The 24,755-nt window shown below is 55.4% G+C and carries 19 protein-coding genes and 1 pseudogene; 11 read left to right on the forward strand and 9 right to left on the reverse strand.

Translation table 11 applies throughout. The features are described from left to right. Positions 1 to 158 precede the first annotated feature (158 nt). From H9X81_RS05795 to srtB, 4 genes are all read left to right on the forward strand, one after another. A complete protein-coding gene (locus H9X81_RS05795; protein ID WP_243424038.1) occupies positions 159 to 1,415 on the forward strand; it encodes an HlyC/CorC family transporter in 1,257 nt (418 codons plus the stop codon). 221 nt (positions 1,416 to 1,636) lie between these two features. Continuing rightward, positions 1,637 to 3,049, forward strand: coding sequence for a hypothetical protein (locus H9X81_RS05800; protein ID WP_204720496.1), 1,413 nt, complete (start codon positions 1,637 to 1,639; stop codon positions 3,047 to 3,049). A 351-nt stretch (positions 3,050 to 3,400) separates the two neighbouring features. Further along, a complete protein-coding gene (locus H9X81_RS05805; RefSeq protein WP_191391905.1) occupies positions 3,401 to 3,562 on the forward strand; it encodes a hypothetical protein in 162 nt (53 codons plus the stop codon). After that, on the forward strand, positions 3,546 to 4,427 hold the full coding sequence (gene srtB / locus H9X81_RS05810) for a class B sortase (RefSeq protein WP_204720498.1): 882 nt from the start codon (positions 3,546 to 3,548) through the stop codon (positions 4,425 to 4,427). The genes H9X81_RS05805 and srtB overlap by 17 nt, the downstream gene beginning before the upstream one ends. Positions 4,428 to 4,468: 41 nt before the next feature. Here srtB and H9X81_RS05815 read toward each other — a convergent pair whose 3' ends face one another. Both H9X81_RS05815 and metG read right to left on the reverse strand, forming a co-directional pair. Continuing rightward, the gene (locus tag H9X81_RS05815; protein WP_177502209.1) at positions 4,469 to 5,242 is read right to left on the reverse strand and encodes a TatD family hydrolase; all 774 of its coding nucleotides are present in this window, start codon (positions 5,240 to 5,242) and stop codon (positions 4,469 to 4,471) included. Between the two features lie 2 nt (positions 5,243 to 5,244). Further along, positions 5,245 to 7,224 (reverse strand): methionine--tRNA ligase, encoded by a 1,980-nt coding sequence (metG, locus tag H9X81_RS05820; RefSeq protein ID WP_243424040.1) that lies wholly within the window; start codon positions 7,222 to 7,224, stop codon positions 5,245 to 5,247. Between the two features lie 248 nt (positions 7,225 to 7,472). Here metG and H9X81_RS05825 point away from each other — a divergent pair, with 248 nt between their 5' ends. The 6 genes from H9X81_RS05825 (at position 7,473) to H9X81_RS05850 (ending at position 15,158) form a co-directional block, all read left to right on the forward strand. Continuing rightward, positions 7,473 to 8,399 (forward strand): alpha/beta fold hydrolase, encoded by a 927-nt coding sequence (locus H9X81_RS05825; RefSeq protein WP_204720500.1) that lies wholly within the window; start codon positions 7,473 to 7,475, stop codon positions 8,397 to 8,399. 330 nt (positions 8,400 to 8,729) lie between these two features. Continuing rightward, positions 8,730 to 10,751 carry a hypothetical protein gene (locus H9X81_RS05830; RefSeq protein ID WP_204720502.1) on the forward strand — a complete coding sequence of 674 codons (2,022 nt, stop codon included), beginning with the start codon at positions 8,730 to 8,732 and terminating at the stop codon, positions 10,749 to 10,751. Between the two features lie 333 nt (positions 10,752 to 11,084). Continuing rightward, positions 11,085 to 12,023: an alpha/beta hydrolase family protein gene (locus H9X81_RS05835; protein WP_204720504.1), complete on the forward strand. Its 939-nt coding sequence runs from the start codon at positions 11,085 to 11,087 to the stop codon at positions 12,021 to 12,023. A gap of 14 nt (positions 12,024 to 12,037) precedes the next feature. Continuing rightward, positions 12,038 to 12,625, forward strand: coding sequence for a uridine kinase family protein (locus H9X81_RS05840; protein ID WP_204720506.1), 588 nt, complete (start codon positions 12,038 to 12,040; stop codon positions 12,623 to 12,625). 124 nt (positions 12,626 to 12,749) lie between these two features. After that, the gene (locus tag H9X81_RS05845; protein ID WP_204720508.1) at positions 12,750 to 13,934 is read left to right on the forward strand and encodes an amidohydrolase; all 1,185 of its coding nucleotides are present in this window, start codon (positions 12,750 to 12,752) and stop codon (positions 13,932 to 13,934) included. 33 nt (positions 13,935 to 13,967) lie between these two features. After that, complete coding sequence (locus tag H9X81_RS05850; protein ID WP_204720509.1) at positions 13,968 to 15,158, forward strand: amidohydrolase; 1,191 nt, start codon at positions 13,968 to 13,970, stop codon at positions 15,156 to 15,158. Positions 15,159 to 15,634: 476 nt separating this feature from the next. On the opposite strand, the gene H9X81_RS05855 is transcribed toward H9X81_RS05850, so the two are convergent. From H9X81_RS05855 to H9X81_RS05880, 7 genes and pseudogenes are all read right to left on the reverse strand, one after another. After that, positions 15,635 to 17,860, reverse strand: coding sequence for a glycoside hydrolase family 3 protein (locus tag H9X81_RS05855; protein WP_204720512.1), 2,226 nt, complete (start codon positions 17,858 to 17,860; stop codon positions 15,635 to 15,637). A gap of 154 nt (positions 17,861 to 18,014) precedes the next feature. Then, positions 18,015 to 19,106, reverse strand: coding sequence for an ABC transporter substrate-binding protein (locus tag H9X81_RS11805; protein ID WP_191391915.1), 1,092 nt, complete (start codon positions 19,104 to 19,106; stop codon positions 18,015 to 18,017). Further along, on the reverse strand, positions 19,103 to 19,897 hold the full coding sequence (locus H9X81_RS11810) for an ABC transporter permease (RefSeq protein WP_243424041.1): 795 nt from the start codon (positions 19,895 to 19,897) through the stop codon (positions 19,103 to 19,105). Before H9X81_RS11810 ends, H9X81_RS11805 begins: the two co-directional genes overlap by 4 nt. Positions 19,898 to 19,901: 4 nt before the next feature. Then, positions 19,902 to 20,741: an ABC transporter permease gene (locus H9X81_RS05865; protein ID WP_204720514.1), complete on the reverse strand. Its 840-nt coding sequence runs from the start codon at positions 20,739 to 20,741 to the stop codon at positions 19,902 to 19,904. Between the two features lie 571 nt (positions 20,742 to 21,312). Next, positions 21,313 to 22,323: pseudogene (locus H9X81_RS12080) on the reverse strand (ABC transporter ATP-binding protein); the annotation flags it as partial. Between the two features lie 47 nt (positions 22,324 to 22,370). Beyond that, positions 22,371 to 22,904: a helix-turn-helix domain-containing protein gene (locus H9X81_RS05875; protein WP_191391917.1), complete on the reverse strand. Its 534-nt coding sequence runs from the start codon at positions 22,902 to 22,904 to the stop codon at positions 22,371 to 22,373. 113 nt (positions 22,905 to 23,017) lie between these two features. Then, on the reverse strand, positions 23,018 to 23,203 hold the full coding sequence (locus H9X81_RS05880) for a hypothetical protein (RefSeq protein ID WP_204720518.1): 186 nt from the start codon (positions 23,201 to 23,203) through the stop codon (positions 23,018 to 23,020). A gap of 316 nt (positions 23,204 to 23,519) precedes the next feature. Between H9X81_RS05880 and H9X81_RS05885 the strand changes: the two genes are divergently transcribed. Further along, the gene (locus H9X81_RS05885) at positions 23,520 to 24,689 is read left to right on the forward strand and encodes a BMP family ABC transporter substrate-binding protein (RefSeq protein WP_204720520.1); all 1,170 of its coding nucleotides are present in this window, start codon (positions 23,520 to 23,522) and stop codon (positions 24,687 to 24,689) included. Positions 24,690 to 24,755 lie beyond the last annotated feature (66 nt).

Genomic DNA, 24,755 nt, shown 5'->3' on the forward strand with positions numbered 1-24,755 from the left:
GAAAAACGCTGGAAACAAGCGAAAACTTCGGTTGTGAAGCGGTTTTTATTTTGATAAAATAGTAATGATAGTTTATAAGAAGCTGTCCGGCCTCTGGCTGAAATTCTATATTGATATAAAATTGGAGTTGAACAAATTTGAACACATCGGACTGTATATTGCTTGCGGTACTGCTGGCATTTTCAGCGTATTTTTCCGCATCGGAAACAGCCCTTTCCACCGTCAACAAGATCCGCCTGAAAAGTTATGCGGATAACGGCAGCAAGAAGGCCAAGATCGCCCTGGATATCGCAGAGAACTATGACCGCACCATTTCCACCATCCTGGTGGGGAATAATGTGGTGAACACCGCTTCCGCCGCCCTGATGACCACGGTGACCACGGCCCTGTTCGGCGCGTCGGGTGCTGTGATTGCCACCGCAGTCACCACTGTGCTGGTGCTCGTCTTCGGTGAGATCCTGCCCAAAACCTATGGTAAGGAAAACAGCGAAAAGCTGGCGTTGACCATTGCTGGATCGATGCATTTTCTGATCGTTCTGCTCACTCCGGTTGTAAGCATCTTCCGGTTGCTTCAATGGGCCATGGTACGGCTCTGTTCTAAGGGAGACAAGAGCCCGTCCGTGACCGAAGAAGAGCTCAAATATATTCTGGACACCATCGAGGAAGAGGGTGTCATGAAGGAGGACGAAGCCCAGCTGGTGCAGTCGGCTCTGGATTTCAATGATGTGCCGGTTCAGAAACTGCTCACTCACCGGGTGGATCTGGTGGCTGTGGATATTCATGACTCCCTGGACTCCATCCGTCAGGTGGTGCTGGAGGAGCGCTTTACCCGTATCCCGGTCTATGACGGCAATATCGACCATGTCATCGGTATTCTCCAGAGCCGGGACTTCCTGGAAGCCCTGGTACGGGGCGGCGAGATTGACCTGCGTTCCATGCTCACCGAACCGCTCTTTGTGCATAAGACCAAGACCGCTGCCAGCATGCTGGCGGAATTCAAGCGCCGGAAGGCACACATTGCCATTGTCACCGATGATTACGGCGGCACCATGGGTATCGTAACCATGGAGGACCTGCTGGAGGAGATCGTCGGCGACATCTGGGACGAGGACGAGGAGGAGGAACTCCCGTTCCAGCAGCTCCCGGACGGCAGCTATGAGGTCAGCGGTGATATGGATATCGACGACCTGTTCGAGGACTTTGGCTACTATAACCGTCACTTTGAGTCGGAATCCTCCACTGTGGGCGGTTGGGCCATGGAAATGCTGGAGCATCTGCCCGAGCCCGGCGAGGTGTTCGAATACGATGGCTTTACCGTACAGGTGCTGGAAGTGGACGAACAGCGTGTCACCCGTCTGCGTGTGACCTTCGACCGGAGCCGTTCCTCCATGGAAGCCAAGGACAACGACGACTGATCCATACCGGAATCACCAAAGCCTGCCGCTTTCCCCAAATAGGGAAGGCCGGCAGGCTTTTTTCGGTGCAGGATTTACAGAATGCTCACAGGCTGTCCAAATTCGCCCGTGCAAATCAGATGGGAGTATGCTATAATATCTATGATTGACCGGGAAAATCCCGGGTGCATCATGAATGATCCCAGCCGTCTGACGGCTTTGGAAATACAGGAGGACCATAGATGGATGATCAGAAGGAGCGGCTTGAGCAGGAAGAAGCCGCAGTAAAGGAGCAGACCGCATCGGAGCTCGCAGAACAGACTGCGCAGGTGCCTGCTGCGGCGTCCAAGCGCACCACACGCCGCAGACGCAAGCCAGCGGCTGAAAAGACAGAACCGGCGGAGCAGACCCAGCTGACTATGGATCAGACTGCGCCGGCAGAAGACGCCGGAAAGACAGCGGAAGAAACCGCTGAACAGCCGGCCCCCAAGCGGACTGCCTGCCGCCGCAAGACAGGAACCGGCAGCACTGCTTCCAGAACCAGGAAGAAACAGTCCGAGGAGACCCCGGCAGAGGCCACAGCTCCCGCAGAGCAGCCTGCCGAGAAAACCCCGGCAGAAGCCGCAGCTCCCGCAGAGCAGCCCGCCGAGGAAACCCCAGCAGAGGCGGCAGCTTCCGCAGAACAGCCTGCCGAGGAACCCCCGGCAGAGGCCGCAGCTTCCGCAGAGCAGCCCGCCGAGGAAGTTCCGGCAGAAGCCGCAGCCCCCGCAGAGCAGCCTGCCGAGGAAGTTCCGGCAGAGGCCGCAGCCCCCGCAGAGCAGCCCGCTGAGGAAGTCCCGGCAGAGGCGGCTCCCGCAGAACAGCCCGCCGAGGAAGTTCCGGCAGAAGCCGCAGCCCCCGCAGAAAAGGCAGAGGAACCGGCTCAGAAGAAGCCCCGGAAGAAGCGCGGCAAGCATCGCTATGCAGCACCGGTGGGCGGCGCCTACATCCTGCTGGCCCTGATCGGCGTGATCGCGGTGATCTATGGCGCGGTACAGCTCTATGGAAAGCTCACCGATAATTCCAAGCTGCTGCGGCAGATCGAGCGGCAGATCCAGCCGGTGATGATGTTCGACCCGGTTCCCTTCGACAATATCCAGGACGTGGACAACAAGGTGCTGGTCAAGACCTCGATCTGGTCCTGCATGTACAGCGACAAGCGCGGCAGCTACACCTATGATGACAACGGCATGATCCTGATTCCGGTATCGGATGTGGAGGTAGCGGCTGTCAAGCTGTATGGCCCGGAGGTCAAGCTCACCCATACCTCGCTGGATGAGGACGGCATCTCCTACACCTACGACGCGGAGAACAATGTCTACCGGGTGCCCATGATGGCCCAGGGCGGTTACTATACGCCGATGGTTGTGGATATGCAGAAGAACGGCGATGTCTATGAGGTGACTGTGGGCTATGTAGCACCCGGCGCCAGCTGGACCACCACCGAGGACGGCGACAGCTACACCCCCACCCCGGATAAGTACATGATCTACCGCATGAAGAAGGAGGACGGCGAATACTACATCGTCGGCATCAAGGACCCGGGTGAAGCACCTGTGGATACCACCACACCGCCGGATGTTGTGCCTGGTCTCTCCTCGTCGGAAGCGGCATAAATCCAATACAGAACTGAGAGCAGCGATGAACTGCCTGAAAAGTGTCCCTTGGTTTAACCAGGGGACACTTTTTTATTTTATCCGGCTGAAAATCAGTAATTTTTTCTGCAATGGAACGGATATGGAACGCTGCGGAAGGGCGAAATGAACACCTCAAATGGTAGAATGGCAGAAACCTGAGAATGAGGTCAGATTATTCCAGAATTTCCGGATATTGCATACTGGAGTCTGCAGCGGGACACCCAAAGAGGCTTTCCGGTGCTTCACAGGGGGACTTTGTTGGCAGGTCAGTCGGGCTCCGGATCAGAGGACAGAACAGCGCCGCGGGAGAGTGAGAGGGCACAGGGTGTCTTGCAGTTCAAAGATGGCCTGCGGCGGGTCAACACCAAAAAGGCCCGGTGCGATCTGTGGGATTACCTCTCCCACAGGCCGGAGTACCAGCATCTGTACCGCGGCACCTATATGGCGAATTACAGCTGGGGAGAACTGACCATTGATGAACTGGAACACTGAGAATCGGAATCCTGTCCGGCCCGGCAGACGACGCCGGGAGCGGCGGGGAAAACAGGCACAGCACTGGCTCAGAGCCGGGATACTAGCCGGGATACTGCTCTCGCTGCTGATGTTTGTGGTCAGCGGGACGGCACTCGGCCTTCAGTGGAGCCGGTACCGGCAGTCGGAACAGCTCTATCGGAATCTGCGCGCCGAAAGCCGGGACACAGCCTCTGCCGGTCCCGGGGAGAATTCGGGCGGAAACCGTGCCTTCCAAAAGGATTTTTCCAGCCTCCAAGCCGGAAGCCCCGACACAGTGGCCTGGATCACCGGAGAGGATACTCCCATCGATTATCCGGTCATGCATACAGATAACAATGAGTATTATCTCTCCCATCTATACAGCGGGGAGGAGAACCGGTACGGGACGCTGTTTGCGGACTGCCGCAACACCGGGCTGTTCACCGACCCCAACACCGTGATCTATGGGCACAACATGAAAAATGATGCCATGTTCGGATCACTGATGGGCTACAAGGAGCAGGCGTACTATGAGGAGCATCCCACGATGACCCTGTATACGCCGGATGGGGATTACACCATCGAGCTGCTCAGCGGTACACTGGAAAACGGCGACCGGGAATTTGTGCGGTTCCGCTTTGAGTCGGAGGAGGACTTCACCGGATATATCCAGAGCCTTCAGAGCCGTTCCACCTTCAGCAGCCATGGGACTGCCGTGCCGGGTGACCGGCTGGTGAGCCTTTGCACCTGCACCTATGAGCAGAACAATGCCCGGTATCTGGTGGTGGGCAGGCTCCTGCCTGTATCAGAATCGGGGGCGCAGGACGAAAAGGGAACCGTCCGGCAGCAGGATTCTCTGCAATAAAAAACAGCCTGGAATTTTCCGGGCTGTTTTTGCGTTTTGTATTATTCCGGCAGTCCGTAGACTGTGCAGGCATTTTTCCAGGTGATGGCAGCCATCTCCTCCGGAGTGAGCCCCTTGAGCTCTGCCATGCGTGCCAGTGTATACTGCAGCATGGTGGAATCACACCGGCGGCCCCGGAGCGGTTCCGGCGCCATATAGGGACAGTCGGTTTCGATGAGCAGCCGGTCAGCCGGGGCATACTGTACCACCTCCACAGCCTTGCGGGCATTCTTGAAGGTGAGCACACCGGTAAAGCCGATGTACATTCCCAGCTTGAGAACTTCCTTTGCCATCTCCACCGAGCCGGAGAAGCAGTGGACAATTCCCCTGGGCTGATATTTCTTCAGCAGGGCCAGGGTGTCATTGACCGCCTCCCGGGTGTGGATAATCACCGGAATATCCAGTTCCTTTGCCAGGGCCAGCTGGCGCTCAAAGGCCGGGATCTGGATCTCCCTGGGACAGTTGTCCTCATAGTGGTAGTCCAGGCCGATCTCTCCCAGTGCCCGGACCTTGGGCTCCCGGGCGAATTCCGCCAGTTCCCGGAGGGTTTCATCGCAGATCTCCCGGGCGGAGTCCGGATGGACGCCCACGCTGGAATAGAGGAAGTCATATTCCTTTCCCAGTTGGATGCCGGTGCGGGAGCTCTCCATGCTGCTCCCCACATTCATCACCCGACGTACCCCATGGGAAGCCAGGGAGCGGAGCAGCCCGTCCCGGTCGGCGTCAAAGGCGTCATCATCGTAGTGGGCGTGGGAATCAAAGATACCGTCCACCATGGTCAGCGTACCTTGGAACCAGCGGGAACGCTGTCATCCACGAACAGCACCTTGACATCGTTTTCGCCGGCGTCAGCTGCCAGGATCATGCCCTGGGAGAGTACGCCGCGGAGCTTGGCAGGCTTGAGGTTCGCCACGATGACGATCTTCTTGCCGATGAGATCTTCCGGCTTGTACCACGGCGCAATGCCCGATACCACCTGACGGCCTTCAGCAGTGCCGTCGTCCAGGGTCAGGCGCAGCAGCTTGTCTGCCTTGGGCACCGGCTCACAGGCCTTGATCTGGGCCACCCGCAGGTTGACCTTCTGGAAGTCGCCGATCTCGATGATGGAAGCCACACCCTCCGGCTTTTCCTCCTTGGGCTCCGACTTCTTTTCCTCGGCCTTGGGAGCTTCAGCGGCAGCCTTGGCAGCACGCTCGTTCTCCAGGTATTCCAGTTCCTTTTCCATGTCCAGACGGGGGAACAGGTTCTCGCCCTTGTGGACAGTCAGCGGCTCGGTGCGGGCAATATAGCGGGCATCGTCCCAGCTGCAGAGGCTGTTCTCACAGCCCAGGGAAGCCAGCATCTTCTCAGAAGTGGCAGGCATGAAGGGGGAGAGCAGGATTGCCGATACACGGATCGCTTCGGTGAGGTTAAAGAGCACCGAGGCCAGACGATCCTTCTTGCTCTCGTCCTTGCCCAGAATCCACGGAGCGGTTTCATCGATATACTTATTGGCGCGGCCCAGTACCTTGAAGATGGCAGCCAGACCATTCTGCAGGGCGAAGGTATCCATCTCCTTCTCATACTCGTCCCGGACACCGTTGATGAGGGCGATGAGCTCCTCGTCCACCGGCTCGGCTTCCCGACCGGACGGAATGGTGCCGCCGAAGTACTTCTCGATCATCGAGAGGGAACGGGATACCAGGTTGCCCAGGTCATTGGCGAGGTCGGTATTGATGGTGCTGATGAGCGCCTCATTGGAGAAGTTGCCGTCCGAGCCGAAGGGGAAGGTGCGCAGCAGGAAGAACCGCAGGGCATCCACACCATAGTGCTCCGACAGGATATACGGGTCAACCACATTGCCCTTGGACTTGCTCATCTTGCCGCCGTCAATGAGCAGCCAGCCGTGACCGAATACATGCTTGGGCAGCGGCAGGTCGAGGCTCATGAGCATAGCGGGCCAGATGATGGAGTGGAAGCGCACGATTTCCTTGCCTACAAAGTGCACATCCGCAGGCCAGAACTTGTCATAGTCATGGTAGCGGTCGTTGTCATAGCCCAGGGCAGTGATATAGTTCGAAAGGGCATCCACCCATACATAGACCACATGACCGGGATCAAAGTCCACCGGAATACCCCAGGTGAAGCTGGTACGGGATACACACAGATCCTCCAGGCCGGGCTTGATGAAGTTGTTGACCATCTCATTGACACGGCTGCGGGGCTGCAGGAAATCAGTGTCCTCCAGCAGATGCTGTACCCGGTCGGCATACTTGCTCAGACGGAAGAAGTATGCCTCCTCCTCCGCATCCACTACCGGGCGTCCGCAGTCCGGACAGCAGCCGTCTACCAGCTGATTTTCGGTCCAGAAGCTCTCACAGGGCTTGCAGTACTTGCCCTTGTATACGCCCTTATAAATATCACCGTTTTCATACATCTTGCGGAAGATCTTCTGTACGCTCTCCACATGATAGTCATCGGTGGTACGGATAAACCGGTCATTGGAAATATTCATCAGCTTCCACAGATCCTTGATTCCGGTGGGGCCTTCTACAATATTGTCCACAAACTGCTTGGGAGTAACGCCGGCATCCTTGGCCTTGTCCTCAATCTTCTGACCATGCTCATCTGTACCGGTCAGGAACATGACTTCATAGCCCTGCAGCCGCTTGTAACGGGCGACTGCATCTGCCGCTGTCGTACAATAGCTGTGTCCGATATGCAGCTTGTCCGACGGATAATAAATCGGCGTTGTTATATAAAATGTGCCTTTGCTCATCGTTTTGCCTCCTTTTGGCTTTTGCAGGAATCTTTCCTTAGTATACCATCTTTTTCCCATAATCTCAACGAAAAGCCCCGCAATTTCTCCGGTTCCCAGCAGGTTTTTCATGGGGAATTGTGTTTTGCTGCCGGTTTATCACTTCTATGTCAGATAGTGCTTGTATCTTTCCTGTGGAAAATGCTACAATATCTTTAGAAAGTTCCCCCTTGATTGATTTCTATTTACAAACAGAGGAGTGAGGCTTTATGCTGGAATCGTTGCAGTATCGTTCGTCCAATGGCCGTGAGATCGTCTATGCGGATGTGATCACACCCCCTGAAGGAATGGTGCCTCAGGGAATTGTACAGATCATTCATGGCATGTGTGAACATATCGGACGGTATCATGAATTTATGCAGTATCTGGCAGAACATGGATTTGTAGTCTGCGGACATGATCAGATCGGACATGGACGCAGTGCCGCTGTGAATGGCACCGGATATTTTGCTCCCAAGGATGGATGGGATTGTCTGGTACGGGATGCCCGTCAGCTTACCATCCTGATCCGGGGCCGGTTCCCCAGTCTGCCGGTGTATCTGCTCGGACACAGTATGGGCAGTTTTGTAGCAAGGGAATATATCACCCGGTATAAAGATCTGGATGGCGTTCTGCTCAGCGGTACCGGCGGCAGTAATCCCGCAGCCGGAGCCATGTCCGCCATGATCCGTACCATGATCCCGCTCAAGGGGGAAAAATATCGCAGTGACTGGATCAATGAGAAGGTATTCGGCGGGTTCAATCAGGCTTTCCCGGAGGAACCGAGTCCCTTTGCATGGCTCAGCCGGGACGCCGCCGAAGTAGCCAAATATGAAGCCGATCCCATGTGTGGATTTGTATTCACGCTGTCGGGGTATGCGGATCTGATGAAGCTGATCAGCCGGGTATCCGGTGAAAAATGGGCCAGACGGGTACCGGTGGAACTGCCGGTGTATCTGTTTTCGGGCAGTTGTGATCCGGTAGGCGGTATGGGCAAGGGAGTCCGGGAAGTGACCGGCCTGCTCCAGCACAGCGGCCTGCAGCACCTGAAGATGAAGCTGTATCCCGAAGGCCGGCATGAGATGCTCAATGAACTCTGCCGCCAGGAGGTTTATGCCGATATTCTGGAGTGGCTGGGCCGCAGAAAAAAAGTTTGATGCCGATGGAATAAAACAGCCAGTCGGGAGCACTATTATTTTGAACGGCTTCCATGGAATTGGAAAAGGATCGGTTTTGTTACCGAATTGTAACAGTCCGATGGCAATTTCCACCAAAATCCGTAGTCAAAAATGGAAGATGAAAGAAAAATTTCGTAACGATACGGGTTTGTGGGTGTATTAGTACAGTTGCTAAAATTGTAAACAATTTGTCACAACTATTGCATATTCTGTGGGTTGCTGATATGATGAAGGTGTAGAGAAGCTCCCGGCGTTCCCGTAGCCGCAGCTTCTGACAACTGGTTGATTCTAACCTAAGGAGGAAGAACTATGAAAGCAAAAAGACTGACCGCTCTGGCGCTGGCAGCTCTGATGGCTGCCTCCACAACGAGCGTAGCACTGGCCGCTCCGGGTGATGTAGATAAGGATCAGGCACTGAACTTCTACGCCGGCGCTGTTGGCGATGACCTCTATATGATGGACGAAGATGGCTATATCCGTGCAGCGGTAGATGGCGACTTCGCTCCTGGTGATGACATTTACCTGGCACTGAAGGAGTATCCTTCTGCAAGCAGCACAGAATTCAAGCGCATGAATGTATATGCTGACTGGGCAGTGGGCAAGAGCTGGGTAGACGATGTTGATATCGTGTACAAGAAGGGTCAGTGGAAAACTGCGGTTAATCCCACACTGAGATATACCACACAGGGATATAGCATCGCAGCATTGAACGGGCAGACTTTTGATAGTAATTCGCTGAATGATGCCACTTTGATTTCGCTTGCAAAGAAGGCAGCTGAAACAGCTCGTGCTAGTGCAGAGGCAGAAGTTCTTAAAAAGTATGAACAGGACGCAGAAAAATTGCGTGCTACTCAGACTGTATACAAATATAAAGGTGAAAGCTATCTGACAAAGGAGGAAGTGGTAGCTGAAGCTGTTAAGGACGGTCTCTACAACGAAAAGGACTATATTACTGTTGATGGAACTCCGGCACTGAATAAGGATGGTCTGAAAACAGCAACAGCTGGATATAAGAATGATAAGACTCTCTATTTGACACAGGAAGAAGCGCTGAAGGCTGCTGGATGGGTTCAGTACAATACTGAGACGCACAAAGATCTCTATACTTCTGGTCAGAATGAAAATGGCTATGGCACTCTTACAGAAACACAGGACAGTCTCACACTGTTTGAAACTTTCCTTAATCAAAATTCTTATGAAAAGACAAAGGTATATGTAAACGGCGATAAGTCGAAGTATGTATATCTGCAAGAAAAGCTCACCCCTGCTCTCTTTGCTGAACAGTTGGGTAGTCCTTATGCTGTAGTTAATGAAACAACTTACTACACTGAATCTGCTGAAGGGACAAAAAGCATTGTAACAGTAGTAGAAGGCCTGAAGGGATACTTTGACGCAAGCAATAAGTTCATTGGAGACACTAGTGCAGTTTACAATGATATGCAAAGCAAGGGACTTGCTACAGAAGATACTGAAACTAAGTACGCTGTTAATGGGAAATTTGTAACAGCAGCTGAGGCACAGGCTGCTGCTAAGCAGGAAGTTACTAATGCTATCAATGGTACTTCCAGAGCAAATATTTCTAATGGTGTTGCAATCAGCACCTTCTCTGGCAACCCCACAGGCAGCTATGATGGTTATAATACCGAGAGCGGCTATGCTTACTGGGTAAAGATCAGCACCAAGGAATCCACTGGTACCAAGGACATCGATCTGGTTGGTGACATCAGCATCGGTCGTACCAAGTCTTCCGCCAAGGGCAACGAAGTAACCCTGGGTGTGACCCTGACTAACACTGATAATGCCAACAAGGGCGACTACACCGACCGTGAGGACGATGTTTATATCGAGTCCGGCACCCGTGCAGTAGTTTCCTTCGCGGACGACGCAAGCGATGAGTTCACCGTAGAGTTCGGCGACGATGCTTACTTCGTATTCAACGCCCGTGGTCAGGGCAAGCTGAACCTGGCTTACAACACCAAGTACGACAAGGACTTCGCTTACGACTATGATGATGCCAACATCGACTTCATCAACTTCGAGGGCGAGCCCACTACCAACCGTACCGGTACCCTGTATATCTACGCCGATGAGGACAGCTATATCTACGAAGTGACCTCCAAGGGCGCTAAGAAGATCAACGGTGCTTACTACGATGATGACGAGGAAGCCTGGGTAATCCGTACCCGCAACCTGACCTCTTATGCCATTTCGGATAAGAAGCTCAAGACTGTGGATCAGATGAATAACGGTTCTTCGTCCAGCAGCAAGCCCGGCAGCAATTCGGGCAGCGGCAGCAACAATGGCAAGCCCAATCCCGATACCGGCCGATAAGCAGTCGATCCGGACAAAGCAGCGACGAAGTCGCACAATCACACAAACCACGCAGATCCTTCACGGGACAGAGACAGACGGAGTTTCTCTCTGGGATTTGCGATGCTGAATGAAAATCAAGGCGGACTGGGTTCCGCCTTGATTTTTTATTGAGGGGGCAAGCGCGGTTTGACTGGCAGGCATGTACAGGCATACTTGCGCATTTTGACGGAAATAGTATATAATAGAGGACATACAGGGAGTCATGCTCCTTTGGGGAAAAACGTGCCTTTTACAGAAGGACACAGAGAGAATACGAGGTAAAACAGGATGAAAAAGCTGTTGAGTCTGATATTGGCAGTAAGCTGTACCGTCATGCTGATGACTGCCTGCCAGAGCGAACCCACATCGGAACAGGAGAGTTCTTCCCAGAGCCAGCCGAAGGATTATGCCTATCAGCTGGACCCGGAAAGTGTGCGGGTTTATGATGTAGCCGTTCCCAGCCGTGGGATCGAGATCCCGGGCACACTCACACTGCCTGCCGGTACTGATACCGATCGGGTACCGCTGGTGATTTTTGAACATGATCTGTTCGGGGATCGCAGTACCGATGGTGTCTTTGAGGATATTGCCCTGGGTCTTGCGGATCAGGGAATTGCCAGCATTGCCATAGATTTTTCCGGCTGCGGCGACAGTACCGAAGATTTTGCGGATAACTGTCCGTTCTTTATTGATTGGGATGTGATTGCGGCCCGGGATTTTGCCATTGAGAATTCTCCCATTGACGATACCCGTCTGGGTCTGCTGGGATATGGATTTGGCGCGCGTATGGCAATGGATGCCGGTGCGCTCAAGGATAGTCCGTATACTGCCATGAGCCTGATTTCGCCGATGGTAGGGGATTATGAGGATACCCTGCATCTGCTGTTCGGAACCGAATATGACCGTATGATTTCCGAGGCTTTCAGTGAGGCCCGGGGAACAGAATTTACAGCGGCAGACGGTATTACCCGGACCATCAGTGTAAACTGGTTTGATGATATGACCCTGTCTGATCCCATGAGCAAGGTACAGAATCTCAAGGGACATCTGCAGGTGATTTCTGCCACACAGGATGAGTTTGTACCCGGGGAAGTGACCCAGGCTCTGCTGGACGGTGCTGCGGATACCCGGGCCGAAGTGACTTCGCTGGAAGTGGAAAGCGATCATAGCTTTGGTTTCCCGCAGGCGGATTCGGCTGTCCGGGCCCAGGTGATTGACGCAGTTGTGACATTCTTTGCCGGAGCATTTTAAGGGGAGGACGCTTGATGGCAGTACAACCGGAACAGTTTGCAGAATATGAGGAGCTTTGCCGGAAGATTGAAGCCGGTACAGCAGCCGGACGATATATTGTAGCCATAGACGGACGCTGCGGCGCGGGAAAGAGCACACTGGCCCAGCAGCTTGCCCGGGATCTGGGCGGACGGGTAGTGTGTGCGGATGATTTCTTTCTGCGTCCGGAACAGCGCACACCGGAGCGTCTGGCAGAGCCGGGCGGAAATCTGGACCGGGAACGCATGAAGTCGGAAGTGATCGACCGGCTGAGTGCGGATGCGCTCAGTTATACGCCGTTTGACTGTGGTGTGATGGATTTTGGCAGTCCGGTGGAGCTTCCGCCGGCCCGTCTGACCATCGTGGAAGGGGCATACAGCCTGCACCCGTACTTTGGGGAGTATTATGATCTGGCAGTGTTTGTGACAGCGGATCTGGAAACCCGGCTGGCCCGGATCGGCGCCCGCCCCGGACACAACAATGTGGAGATGTTCCGCAAGCGCTGGATTCCCATGGAGGAGCGGTATCTGTCCGCCTGTGAAGTGGAAGCCCGCAGCAATCTGGTGATCGATACAACAAAATAGCTGAAAACAGAGCGTTTCTTTCTAAAGGAAGGCTCTGTTTTTTTGTATGGAAAACGATTGCGGGACATGGACAGGTGTGATAGAATGAAAGTACAAATGGATTCCGATAAAGGAGGAATACACGATGGATATTCGAGCATTGGCAGAAAAATATGAAGGCTATATCATCGAACAGCGCCGCTGGTTCCATGCTCATCCGGAACTGTCCTGGGAAGAGTTCGGCACCACCGATCACATCCAGGAAGAGCTGGAGAAGATGGGTCTGGAAGTACATCGGTTTGAAGGCCGTCCCGGCTGTACTGCGATGATTTACGGCGGAAAGGCAGTTCCCGGTGCCAAGACAGTGGCCCTGCGTGCGGATATTGACGCACTGCCGGTGGAGGAAAAGACCGGCCTGCCCTTCGCCAGTGAGAATCCCGGCGTGATGCATGCCTGCGGTCATGATAACCACATGGCAATGCTGCTGGGTGCCGCCAAGATCCTGTGCGAAGTCAAGGACGAGCTGGAAGGCAATGTAAAGCTGCTGTTCCAGGCGGCAGAGGAAACCTGCTTCGGTGCGGAGTATTATGTGCAGCAGGGTGTGCTGGACGGCGTGGATGCCATCTATGGACAGCATATCTGGGCTGGCCTGGAAGCGCCCTATCTGAATGTACAGCCGGGCGTGCGCATGGCAAGCTGCGATAACTTCACCATTACCGTAGAGGGCAGTTCCACCCATGGCAGTACCCCGCATCTGGGCACCGATGCCATTGTGGCAGCGGCTTCCATCATTATGAATATCCAGACCATCGTTTCCCGGAACAATGATCCGCTCAACGCCCTGGTGGTTTCCATTGGCGAGATCCATGGCGGACAGCGCTTCAATATCCTGGCAAACAAGGTGGTTATGGAGGGTACCTGCCGCACCCATTCCAGAGAGATGCGCGGCAAGATCGAGCCGCTGCTGCGCCGGATCTGTGAGGATACCGCCGCCGCGTTCGGTGCCAAGGCAGAACTGAAGTATGATGCCTTCCCCGGCCCGGTCATCAACGACCATGACGATCTCAACCAGATCGCCCATGATGCCGCAGTCAAGCTGTACGGCGAAGAGGGAATCAAGGAAATGCCCCGTGTTATGGGCAGTGAGGACTTCGCCTATTTCATGGATGTGGTACCGGGTATCTTTGGCTTCCTGGGCAGCCGGGATGCTGAGCACCAGGCCAGCAATCACAATGACTGCTATGATGTTCCTGAAGATGTTCTCAAGCGCGGTGCAGCCATGCACGCACAGTTTGCGGCAGATTACCTAAGCGCCAAAGCGCCCAAGTAACCCGCAAATGCAACATCAGGAGGAAACAGAACAATGAGTACCAACATTCGCGAACTGGCTGAGCAGTACAATGATTACATCATCGAACGCCGCCGCTACTATCATTCCTGCCCGGAGCTGTCCGGTCAGGAGATCCATACCACCGAAGCCCTGAAGGCCGATCTGGAGGCCATGGGTGTGGAAGTGGAGCTCTGCAAGACCTGTCATGGTCTGGTGGGCACCATCAAGGGCGGAAAGCCCGGCAAGGCTGTGGTAGCCCTGCGTTCGGATACCGATGCGCTGCCGGTGGAGGAAAAGACCGGTCTGCCCTTCGCCAGTGAGAATCCCGGCGTAATGCATGCCTGCGGTCATGATAACCACATGGCAATGCTGCTGGGTGCCGCCAAGATCCTGACCACCATCCGGGACGAGATCCCCGGCACAGTCAAGCTGCTGTTCCAGCCGGCAGAGGAAACTGCCCAGGGCGCCAAGGCAATGATTGCCGAGGGCGTTCTCAAGGGTGTGGATGCCATCTATGGCGCCCATATCTGGGGCGATTTCGATGCGCCGTATATTGATGTATCCGCCGGCAACCGTATGGCCTGCTGCGATACCTTCCGCATCACAGTGGAGGGCAGCTCCACCCATGGCAGTACCCCGCATCTGGGCACCGATGCCATCGTGGCAGCCGCTTCCATTATCATGAACATCCAGACCTATGTGTCCCGGAACAATGACCCGCTTAACCCGCTGGTTGTCACAGTGGGCAAGATCGATGGCGGTCAGCGGTTCAATATCCTGGCTAACAAGGTTGTGATGGAGGGTACCTGCCGTACCTTCTCCCGCAAGACTCTGGAGACCATCGACAAGGATCTGGAGCGCATTGCCGCCAATACTGCCGCTGCTTTCGGCGCATCTGCATCGCTGGAGTACCAGCACCTTACCACACCGGTCATCAACGACCATGAGGACCTCAACCGGATCGCCCGGAACGCAGTGATCAAGCTGTATGGCGAGGAGGGTCTCGGTCATCTGCCCACCATGATGGGCAGTGAGGACTTCGCCTTCTTCATGGAGGAAGTGCCCGGCGTCTTTGGCTTCATCGGAAGCCGTGACCCGGAGCAGGGTTATATCTACACCAACCACCATGAGAAGTACAGCGTGCCCGAAGAAGTGCTGCAGCGCGGCGCTGCCATGCACGCCCAGTTCGCGCTGGACTTCCTCACCGAAAAGGCCGGCGAATAACCGTCCGGTTTTAGCCTGAACTGAAAACTCCCCCGCCGGTTTTTTCCGGGCGGGGGAGTTTTTTTGCCGGGCAGGGGCATCGCAGGCATGGCATTGCGGAAGCCTTCCGCTGCCGGATGGGGCACCCGTGGGCAACACGGCTCCCGGCAGCGGAGCTTCCCGGCAGGGCGCCTGTGTATCAGACGGTATCCCGGGGCCGGGCACAGTGCTCATGCGGCGGAATACAGGCCATCGGCTTAGCGGGCGGCTCTGACCGGAAATATACCCGCCGGTCAGAGCCAGGGGGAATCCGGACGCCAGGCTCCATGGTTTCGGATTCACACGGTTTTCCACCGTTCCGGCAGCGGGCGGAGGAAAACCCCAGCCTGCCCGGGTGGAATAACTGCCCCTGATGACCGGACCATCCGGATCAGGCTGTCGGCAAATCAGCGCAGCAAAAAACACCAGTCCCATAGGGGCTGGTGTTTTTATATGGGTCAGTGCTTGGGGTAGAGATGGGTGCGTTCGTCCTTGATGACACCCTGCCAGTTCAGTCCGTAGGCATAGCCATAGGCATGGCCTTCGCTGTCCACATAGACTTCGTAGTCAAAGGGCTTGTCCTCACAGTGGGTCTCCACTGTTTCCATGCTGGCGGGCAGTTCCACCGGAAGCAGCGCCGAGGGTTCGGCCTTGCCGCAGATGAGATCCAGCAGCACCTGCTTCTGGACGCCGAAGTCGATGAGGATGGCGTCAGCAGCCGGCTCCAGCTCCGAGAGCACGGTGGGATTGTGCATCCGCAGGCAGACAATCACCGGTTTATCCCCCATGGCGGCCCGGGTGTCCAGCACCAGATCGAGATCCGCTTCATTGGCGGCAGTGCCGGTCTTGCCCCGGTAACTCCGGTCGGTGAAGTCCTCCCGGAAGTCACCGCCGGCAATGCTGGGCTGACGGGCGGTGTTGGCCTGATAGGGACGGTACTGCAGGGTGATGGGCAGGTAGCCGTTGCCGCCGGCTGCGGCTTCCTCACCGGAATAGCCGCCGTCGGTGATGGGGCTTTCGATAAAGACAATCGCCAGATCGGCTTCCTCCGGGGTATCGGCCCACTGGAAGTACTGCTCTGCCAGCGAGCGCTCCACCGGATGGACAGTCGTCTCCGGGCTCATGCCCCGGAAGAAGTTCTTATGGGGCTGGATGGTGCGGTCGGGGATATAGACCTTCTTCCCGCAGGCAGCGGGCAGCACTGAACGGTTCTTCACCAGCACCACCGACTGGAGCTGGGCCTCATATCCTGCCTTGGCGAACGCCTCACAGCCCACCACAGCTTCGCTTTCGGCGGGGTCGAGGTAGGGGTTCTCAAACAGGCCGCACCGGAAGATGTTCTTGAGCAGCCGCACAGCAGAGCGCTCCATCCGGGCACGCATGACCGGTTCGCCATACTTTTCGCAGCCCAGGCGGTAGGCTTCCAGGATCGGGCGGATGTCGCTGTTGCCGCCGAACTGATCCACGCCGTTTTCGATGGCGAGCAGATGCCGTTCCGCCTCAGTGAGCGACTCCACGCCGAAGCAGTGGCTGCACAGGGCGTCCATTTCGGGGGCGGGGTCCCGGGTCACGCCCCAGTCGGTGCAGACAATGCCGTCATATTCATAGGTGCCCCGGAGCAGGTCTTTGATGAGGTACTCACTGTACGCATTGCCCACATTCTTTCCGTTTTTGATGTCCCGTTCCCAGGATACGGTGTAATAGGGCATGATCGCCGATACACTGCCGGTGGGGCCGTTCAGCCGGAAGGCGCCCTCGGTAAAGGGCTTCAGATGGCTCTGGAAGCTGTCGCCGGGATAGACCGCATACTTGCCGAAGGCATAGTGGGCGTCCCGTCCTGCCTCGCAGGGGCCGCCGCCGGGCCAGTGCTTTGCCATGGCGCAGACACTCTCCCGTCCCCAGCCATCAGCAGTGCCCGGGGTGGTCTGCAGGCCGTCGCAGTAGAGCCGGGCCAGATCGGTCACCTGGTCGGGATGGGTGCCGAAGGTGTCCTCAAAGCGCATCCAGCGGGGTTCGGTGGCAAGATCGATCTGCGGGGAGAGGGCGGTGGTGATGCCCAGTGCCCGGTATTCCTTCGCGATGGTTTCACCGAACTGCCGGCACACCTCCGGGGAGAAGGTGGCGGCAATGCCCAGTCCTTCGGGCCACTTGGATACATCGTTGGCACCGCTCTTGAACTCGGCCTTTGCCTTGGAAGCGCCGTGCCGGGGGTCACTGGACACATTCACCGGAATGCCCCAGGGCAGTTCCTCCTCTGCCTGCTGGATAGCATTGCTCCATCGGGCGGCAATGCCGGCGCTCTCCAGCTTCATCACCAGCACATGGCGGATGTGGTCCTGTTCCAGGAAGGCCTTCTGCTGGTCGGTGAGTGCCCATCTCTCCAGGCCGCTCTCGGGGAAGGGCTTGCCGTTGTAGCTGCCCTGGAAGGGGTCACCCGGCAGGGTGGGGATCATCTGATGGGGCGAATACATCATCAGTCCGGCAATCTCCTCGATGCTCAGACGGGCAGCAAGATCCTCCGCCCGGATCTGGGCCGGCAGACGCCAGTCCTCATAGGGGAGCAGCTGTCCAGTGCGGGCCAGATCCTTGAAGAACAGGCCGTCCTGTTCCAGGATCGGAGCGGAAACGGTCCCGAGGACAGGGCCATCGGGATTCTGATAGAGCCTGAACGAATTCTGCGGCATAGATTGTGTTCCTCCTTTTGGGGTGGATAATAAAGGCTTCTGAAAGAAAGTATAGCACAGAACCGGACACCCGCTCAAGAATTCCGGCACAGAAAAAGTCCCCCGACAGCATCAGACTGTCGGGGGACCTGGGAAAATCCGGTTGATTCAGGGGTTATGCCTTGGAAGCCTTGACCTTGATCCACAGCTCCGAGAGAATCTTCTTCAGAGTCTGGTTGTCGTGGAAGACCTCGTCCTTCTCATAGCCGGAACGGGGCAGGTAAGCTTCGTTGTTCTCGTAGTAGCCGCCCTCACCGCTCAGGGTGTCCAGAACTTCCTGGTTGGAGGAAGCATAGCCTACATATTCCGAGTTGCCATAGGAGGCATCATAGCTCAGCACATAGTTGATGAACTCATGAGCCAGAGCCGGGTTCTCAGCGTTGGCGGGGATTACCATGGCATCGCTCCACAGGTTGGTGCCTTCAGTGGGCATCCAGTAGCTCATGTCCTCATTGGTGTCCAGCACATAGGCAGCATCGCCCGAGTACATCACAGCAATGTCCTTGTTGCCGTTTGCCATGCCGTCGATGACCTCATCGGTTACATAGACAGGCTCCATGGTGTTGTTCATCTCCAGCAGCCACTCATAGGCAGCCTGGATCTCGTCCTCGTTCTCGGTGTTCATCGAGTAGCCCAGAGCCTTGAATGCGGTCATGAAGGCATCACGCTCCGAGTCGTACATGTAGATGTGACCGGCATACTTGGTATCCTTGAGGATATTCCAGCCCTCAGCCTCTACATCAGCGGGATCTACATTGTTGTGGTTGTAAACGATACCCACATTGCCCCAGAAGTAGGGAACCGAGTAGGTGTTGTCCGGGTCATAGGGGAGGTTCTTGACGCCTTCAGCCAGGTTTGCGATGTTGGGGATCTTGGAGAGATCCAGCTCCTGGAGCATACCTTCACTGATCAGGCGCTCGATCATATAATCCGAGGGAACCAGCACATCATAGGAATCGCCGCCCTGGAGCTTGGTGTACATCATCTCGTTGGAATCGAAGTACTCCACGATAACCTTGACACCGAATTCCTTTTCGAAATCCGAGATCAGATTTTCGCCCATATACTCGCCCCAGTTATAGAGCTTGAGGGTGTCGGAACCGTACTTGGCTACGGCATCTTCGGTGCTGCCGCCGTTGTCGCTGCTGCAGCCGGTAGCGGCAAACAGCATGGCACCAGCCAGCATCATGGCAATCAGTTTTTTCATGCTTTTGTTCTCCTTTTTTCTTTGATAATCGGTACTACATTCACAATGATCAGCACAACCGTAATCAGTGCGATGACCAGGGTGGACAGGGCATTGATGGACGGATTCACACGCTTGCTCATGGTGTAGACCAGAATGGATATATTGTTTACACCATTGCCGGTGACAAAGTAGGAAATTACAAAGTCATCGAAGCTCATGGTGAAAGCAATCAGCGCACCGGAAACGATACCCGGCATGATCTGCGGCACAATGACCTTGGTCAGGGCCTGCAGCGGAGTAGCACCCAGATCCAGGGCGGCATCGGCGAGGTTGGGGTCCAGGGACCGCAGCTTCGGGGTGACCGACAGGATCACATAGGGGGTACAGAACATGATATGGGCCAGCAGCATGGTAGTCAGGCCCTTGTTGACGCCCAGAGAGCTGAAGAACATCAGCAGTCCGATGGCGGTGACGATCTCCGGGTTCATCACCGGGAGGTTGTTGACCTGTTCCACCACATTGCGCAGCAGCTTGCGGGAACGGGAGAGACCGATGGCAGCCAGGGTGCCCACGATGGTGGAGACGATGGTAGCCACCACAGCCACAAAAATGGTATAGCCCACCGCTTCCATCATGGTACGGTCAGAGAACATCTTCTCATACCACTGGAGGGAGAAGCCGCTGAAGTGGGTAAGGGAGCGGGAATCGTTGAAGGAAAAGACAACGATATAGATAATGGGCAGATAGAAGAACAGGACCGTCAGGCCCAGCAGGAGCTTGGAAGCCAGGGAATGTTTTTGTTTCTGCATATGCTCAGTCCTCCTTTCCGCGGGCAGCGGGGTCGGTATCCACCTTGCGGGTGATATACATGGAAATCATGATGATGACCGCCATAATCAGCGAGATGGCACTGCCGAAGTTCCAGTCGCCGCTGGTGAGGAACTGGGTTTCGATGACATTGCCGATGAGCACATACTGACCGCCGCCCAGCAGCTTGGGGATAAAGAAGCTGGATACTGCCGGCAGGAACACCAGGGTGATGCCGCTGAGGACACCGGGCAGGCTCAGCGGGAGGGTGACCCGCAGGAAGCTCTGCACCTTGTTGGCGCCCAGATCGGCTGCGGCCTCCAGATAGCTCTTGTCCATCTTGGTGAGGGAGGTATGGATCTGCAGGATCATGAACGGGATAAAGTTGTAGACCATACCCAGCACCACAGCGAAGGTGGTGTACATCATCTTGAACGGCCCGATGCCGAACGGCCCCAGCAGGCTGTTGATGAGGCCGCCGTCCTGAAGGATACCCACCCAGGCGTAGGTGCGCACCATCATATTGATCCAGGTGGGCATGGTGATCACCAGTACCCAGAACATATTGCTCTTTTCCGAGCGCTGGGCAATGGCATAGGCGATGGGATAGCCCACCAGCACACAGATGATGGTGGTGATCACCGCAATGAACAGCGAACGCCACAGCACATCCAGAAAGACCTGGTCACTGAAGAACCGGGCGAAGTTATCGAGGGTAAAGCGAATGGTAGTGACATCGTTGCCGGCGGTGGTGAAGGCATAGAGCACGATCATCAGCATGGGGGCTACGATCATCACAGCGATCCACGCCACATAGGGGTAGACCATATTGCGGAATTGTTTCATCGGTCACGCCCCCTTAGTTCTTGGACATGATGTGGATATCCTCCGGCTGGAAGGAAAGTCCCACGATGTCGCCCACCTCATACTTGTCGGTGGTGTCCACCTTGTATTCATAACCCTCGGTGGAGAAGGTCACATCATAGACGCCGGGAGTGATGGTCTCGGGATCGAAGTCATAGTGGACATTGGTGATCTCCACAGCCTTGCCGTCCTCCAGGCTCCAGGCCGAGGCATTGGCCCAGGTCTTGAGGTCGGTATCCAGAGCGATGGATTCGGTGATCTCATCGGCGTTCTTGAAGAAGTTCACCGCGAAGATCTCCTCTTCGTACTCCTTGTTGGCAACACGGTTTTCGTCCTTGACGATCATGTTGACAGTGACCGAGGTGCCGGCTGCGGTGGAGAAGGTAACCGGATAGGTACCGTTTTCCTTCTTGATCTGGTAGACCACATCCTTGATGGATACGAATTCATCGGTGTCGGGGTTCCAGGCCTGGGCGTCGGCACGGGCAATGATGGTGGCGGCATCCAGCTCATCCACGTCGGCGGTGTCCAGATAGAAGTCGTTGGCGGACATCTTCTCATTGGCCTCGGCATTGAAGACCGGCTTGCCGTTCTTTACCACCATCTTGACGGTGATGGCGGTACCCAGCTTGGTCTCCACCACGGTTTCGTAGTGAACGCCCTTGAACAGTACGCTCTTGACAATGCCCCGGAGCTTCCCTTCGGTGCGGGGAACGATGTCCAGGTCCTCGGGACGGATTACCACATCCACTGCCTCATTCTTGTCAAATCCGAAGTCCACACAGTCAAAGACCTTGTCCTCAAACATGACCTTGTAGTCCTCGAGCATGACGCCGTCAATGATGTTGCTCTCGCCGATGAAGTTGGCTACATACTCGTTGACGGGTTCGTTGTAGATGTCGGTGGGGGAGCCGATCTGCTGGATCTCGCCCTCCTTCATAACGACGATCTTGTCCGACATGGTCAGGGCCTCTTCCTGGTCGTGGGTTACAAAGATGAAGGTGATGCCCACTTCCTGCTGGATGCGCTTGAGCTCATGCTGCATCTCCTGACGCAGCTTGTGGTCCAGGGCGCCCAGAGGTTCGTCCAGCAGCAGGACGCTCGGCTCATTGACCAGCGCACGGGCAATGGCGACACGCTGCTGCTGACCGCCGCTCATCTCGGTGACATTGCGGTCGGCATAGTCCTCCAGGTTCACCAGCTTGAGCATACGCATTACCTTCTGCTCGATGATGTCCTTGGGTTCCTTCTTGATCTTCAGGCCGAAGGCAATGTTGTTGTATACATTCATGTGGGGGAACAGGGCGTATTTCTGGAATACGGTGTTGATCTCCCGCTTGTAGGGCGGTACCTTGCTGATATCCTGTCCATCGAAGAGCACATGGCCTTCGGTGGGTTCCAGGAAGCCGCCGAGAATACGCAGAAGGGTGGTTTTGCCGCAGCCGCTGGGGCCCAGCAGGGTGACAAACTCATTTTCATAAATATCCAGGCTGACACCCTTGAGTACCAGCTTTCCGTCAAATTCCTTGACGATGTTCTTGAATTCGATCAGCTTCTTTTCCATACAGAAAGAGGCTCCTTTCTTTTTCCGCAGTCAGGATAACAGTCCGCTCAGAACAGAGGCGGGGTGGAGATCCACAGCACTTTGGCAGTGGTTTTCTTTTCATTTTTAAGGTAGTGGCGGTTCTTTCCCGAGAGATAGAAGGTCTCACCCTTGTGCAGGGTATAGCTCTTTTCCCCGGAGATCAGCACCACCGAACCTTCGATGATATAGCCGAACTCCTCACCGCTGTGGGGGTCCATGGCAAAGGATTCCCCGCCCTGGGGCAGTTCCAGCAGAATGGGTTCCATCTCATTTTTCTGGGTATTGGGCACGATCCAGTTCACCGTGCAGTGATCCCGTTCATCCACAAAGAAATCCCGTTTGCGGAAGACGATGCGCTCCTCCTTGTCCTCCTTGAAGAATTCGGACAGGCTGGTGCCCAGCGCCTCTACAATATCGTTGAGGGTGGCAATGGACGGGGAAGTGAGGTTGCGTTCCGTCTGGGAGAGAAAGCCCTTGGTCAGCTCGCTTCGGCTGGCCAGCTCTTCCAGGGTCAGCCCCTTCTGGATGCGGAGCTGCTTGATTTTATGGCCGATATCCAAATTGACGCCTCGCTTTCTGTGTGCAGTAATATTAAACCGCAAAGTTATTTTTACTAAACCGAGAATATTATACAATATTTTGCCGGAAAATCAATAGTTGGTAAACTAAAAGTTTAATAAACCGAACATTTTTCCAAAATGCAATAAAATCTGCCGCGCAGGGGCCTGCCTTTGTGGGTTTTGCTGACAAAAACTGCTGTTTTGTGCAGGATCTTCCGGAATGCTCCGGGACGCAGGAAAATCGGCAGGTGAATTTTATGTTTAATATAAGTAAATTTCCCCGCGCGAAAGCGGGTCATGCGTTCCGGCGGGGTGAAAACCGGTTTCCGGACAGGCGCCGGAACCGGAAACCGGCCCGGCCCGGAGAGTTACGGGTGGGAAAACTGTACAAGAAGCCTGTGTAAAATCCGCGGGTGTTTTCAAAATAGTCATATAATTTACAGTTTTTTCACCTTCGCCTTGACGAGGCGCATCGGGCAGTGTAGAATAAAGGTGTAAAAGCTATCCAGAGTGGGAAAGAACAGGGTTTCTTATTTCGGGTAGCGTTTTTATTTTCATCCGGGCCGCTCCGGACTATGGGCGGCAGGTCAAACAAAAGACAGGAGGCAATCACAGATGAAAAGAAGAATCCTGAGTGCGCTCATGGCTCTGGCCATGGTCGCAGGCCTGATGACAGGCTGTTCTGCTCCGGCTGCCGGCGATAACTCCAGCAGCGAGGGCACCAGCCAGGCAGAGCTCGCTCCCGTTTCCAAGGACGAGATCAAGGTAGGCTTTGTTTACATCTCCGACTCCAGCGATATGGGTTACACCTACAACCATGAGCTGGGCACCAAGGAGATGCAGGAAGCCCTGGGCTTGCGTGACGATCAGATCATCAGCAAGTACAATGTTCCCGAGGGTGCTGAGTGCGATACCGCTCTGCGGGAGCTGGCTGAATCGGGCTGCAACATCATCTTCGCAACCAGCTTCGGCTATGAGGACTATGTCAAGGAAGTAGCAGCTGAGTATCCCAACATCCAGTTCTGCCACGCAACCGGTTATCAGGCAGCTTCGTCGGGTCTCTCCAACTTCCACAACTACTTCGCTTCCATCTATGAAGCCCGTTACCTGGCTGGTATCGCTGCCGGCCTCAAGACCGAGACCAACAAGCTCGGCTATGTGGCGGCTTACCCGTTCGCCGAGGTGATCAGCGGCTACACTGCTTTCTATCTGGGCGCCAAGAGCGTCAACCCGGATGTGACCATGGAGATCATGTACACCAACTCCTGGAATGATCCCACTGTGGAATCCCAGGTTGCCAAGGCTCTGATCGACCGGGGCTGCGACGTGATTTCCCAGCATTCTGACTCCACTGCTCCCGCCACCACCGCTGAGGAAAATGGCGTATGGCAGGTAGGCTACAACAACGATATGATCGAGGCAGCTCCTGAGGCTTCCCTGATCTCTGCCCGGATCGACTGGGGCATCTATGTAACCGAGGCTGTTCAGCATGTGATCGACGGTACTGAGATCCCCACCGACTGGTGCAAGGGTTATGCAGACGGCGCAGTTTACCTGTCGCCCCTGAACACCAACATTGCCGCAGAGGGTACTCAGGAGGCTATTGATGCCGCCATCGAGCAGCTCAAGGCTGGAGAACTGCATGTCTTTGCAGGCCCGCTGACCGGCGTAAGCCCGGATGGCCAGACCATCGAGATCCCCGAGGGTGACTACTACCACGAGCAGGAAGAGCAGTCCGCTCCGTCCTGGCAGTACATTGTAGAAGGCTGCACCGCTGTCGAGTAAATCCCATACACACAGAACAAAGCCGTTCTTTGTAAGAAAGGACGGCTTTGTTTTCAGTCAGGCAGA

Source organism: Hydrogenoanaerobacterium saccharovorans, assembly GCF_016901815.1.
Classification (GTDB): Bacteria; Bacillota; Clostridia; order Oscillospirales; family Ruminococcaceae; genus Avimicrobium; species Avimicrobium caecorum.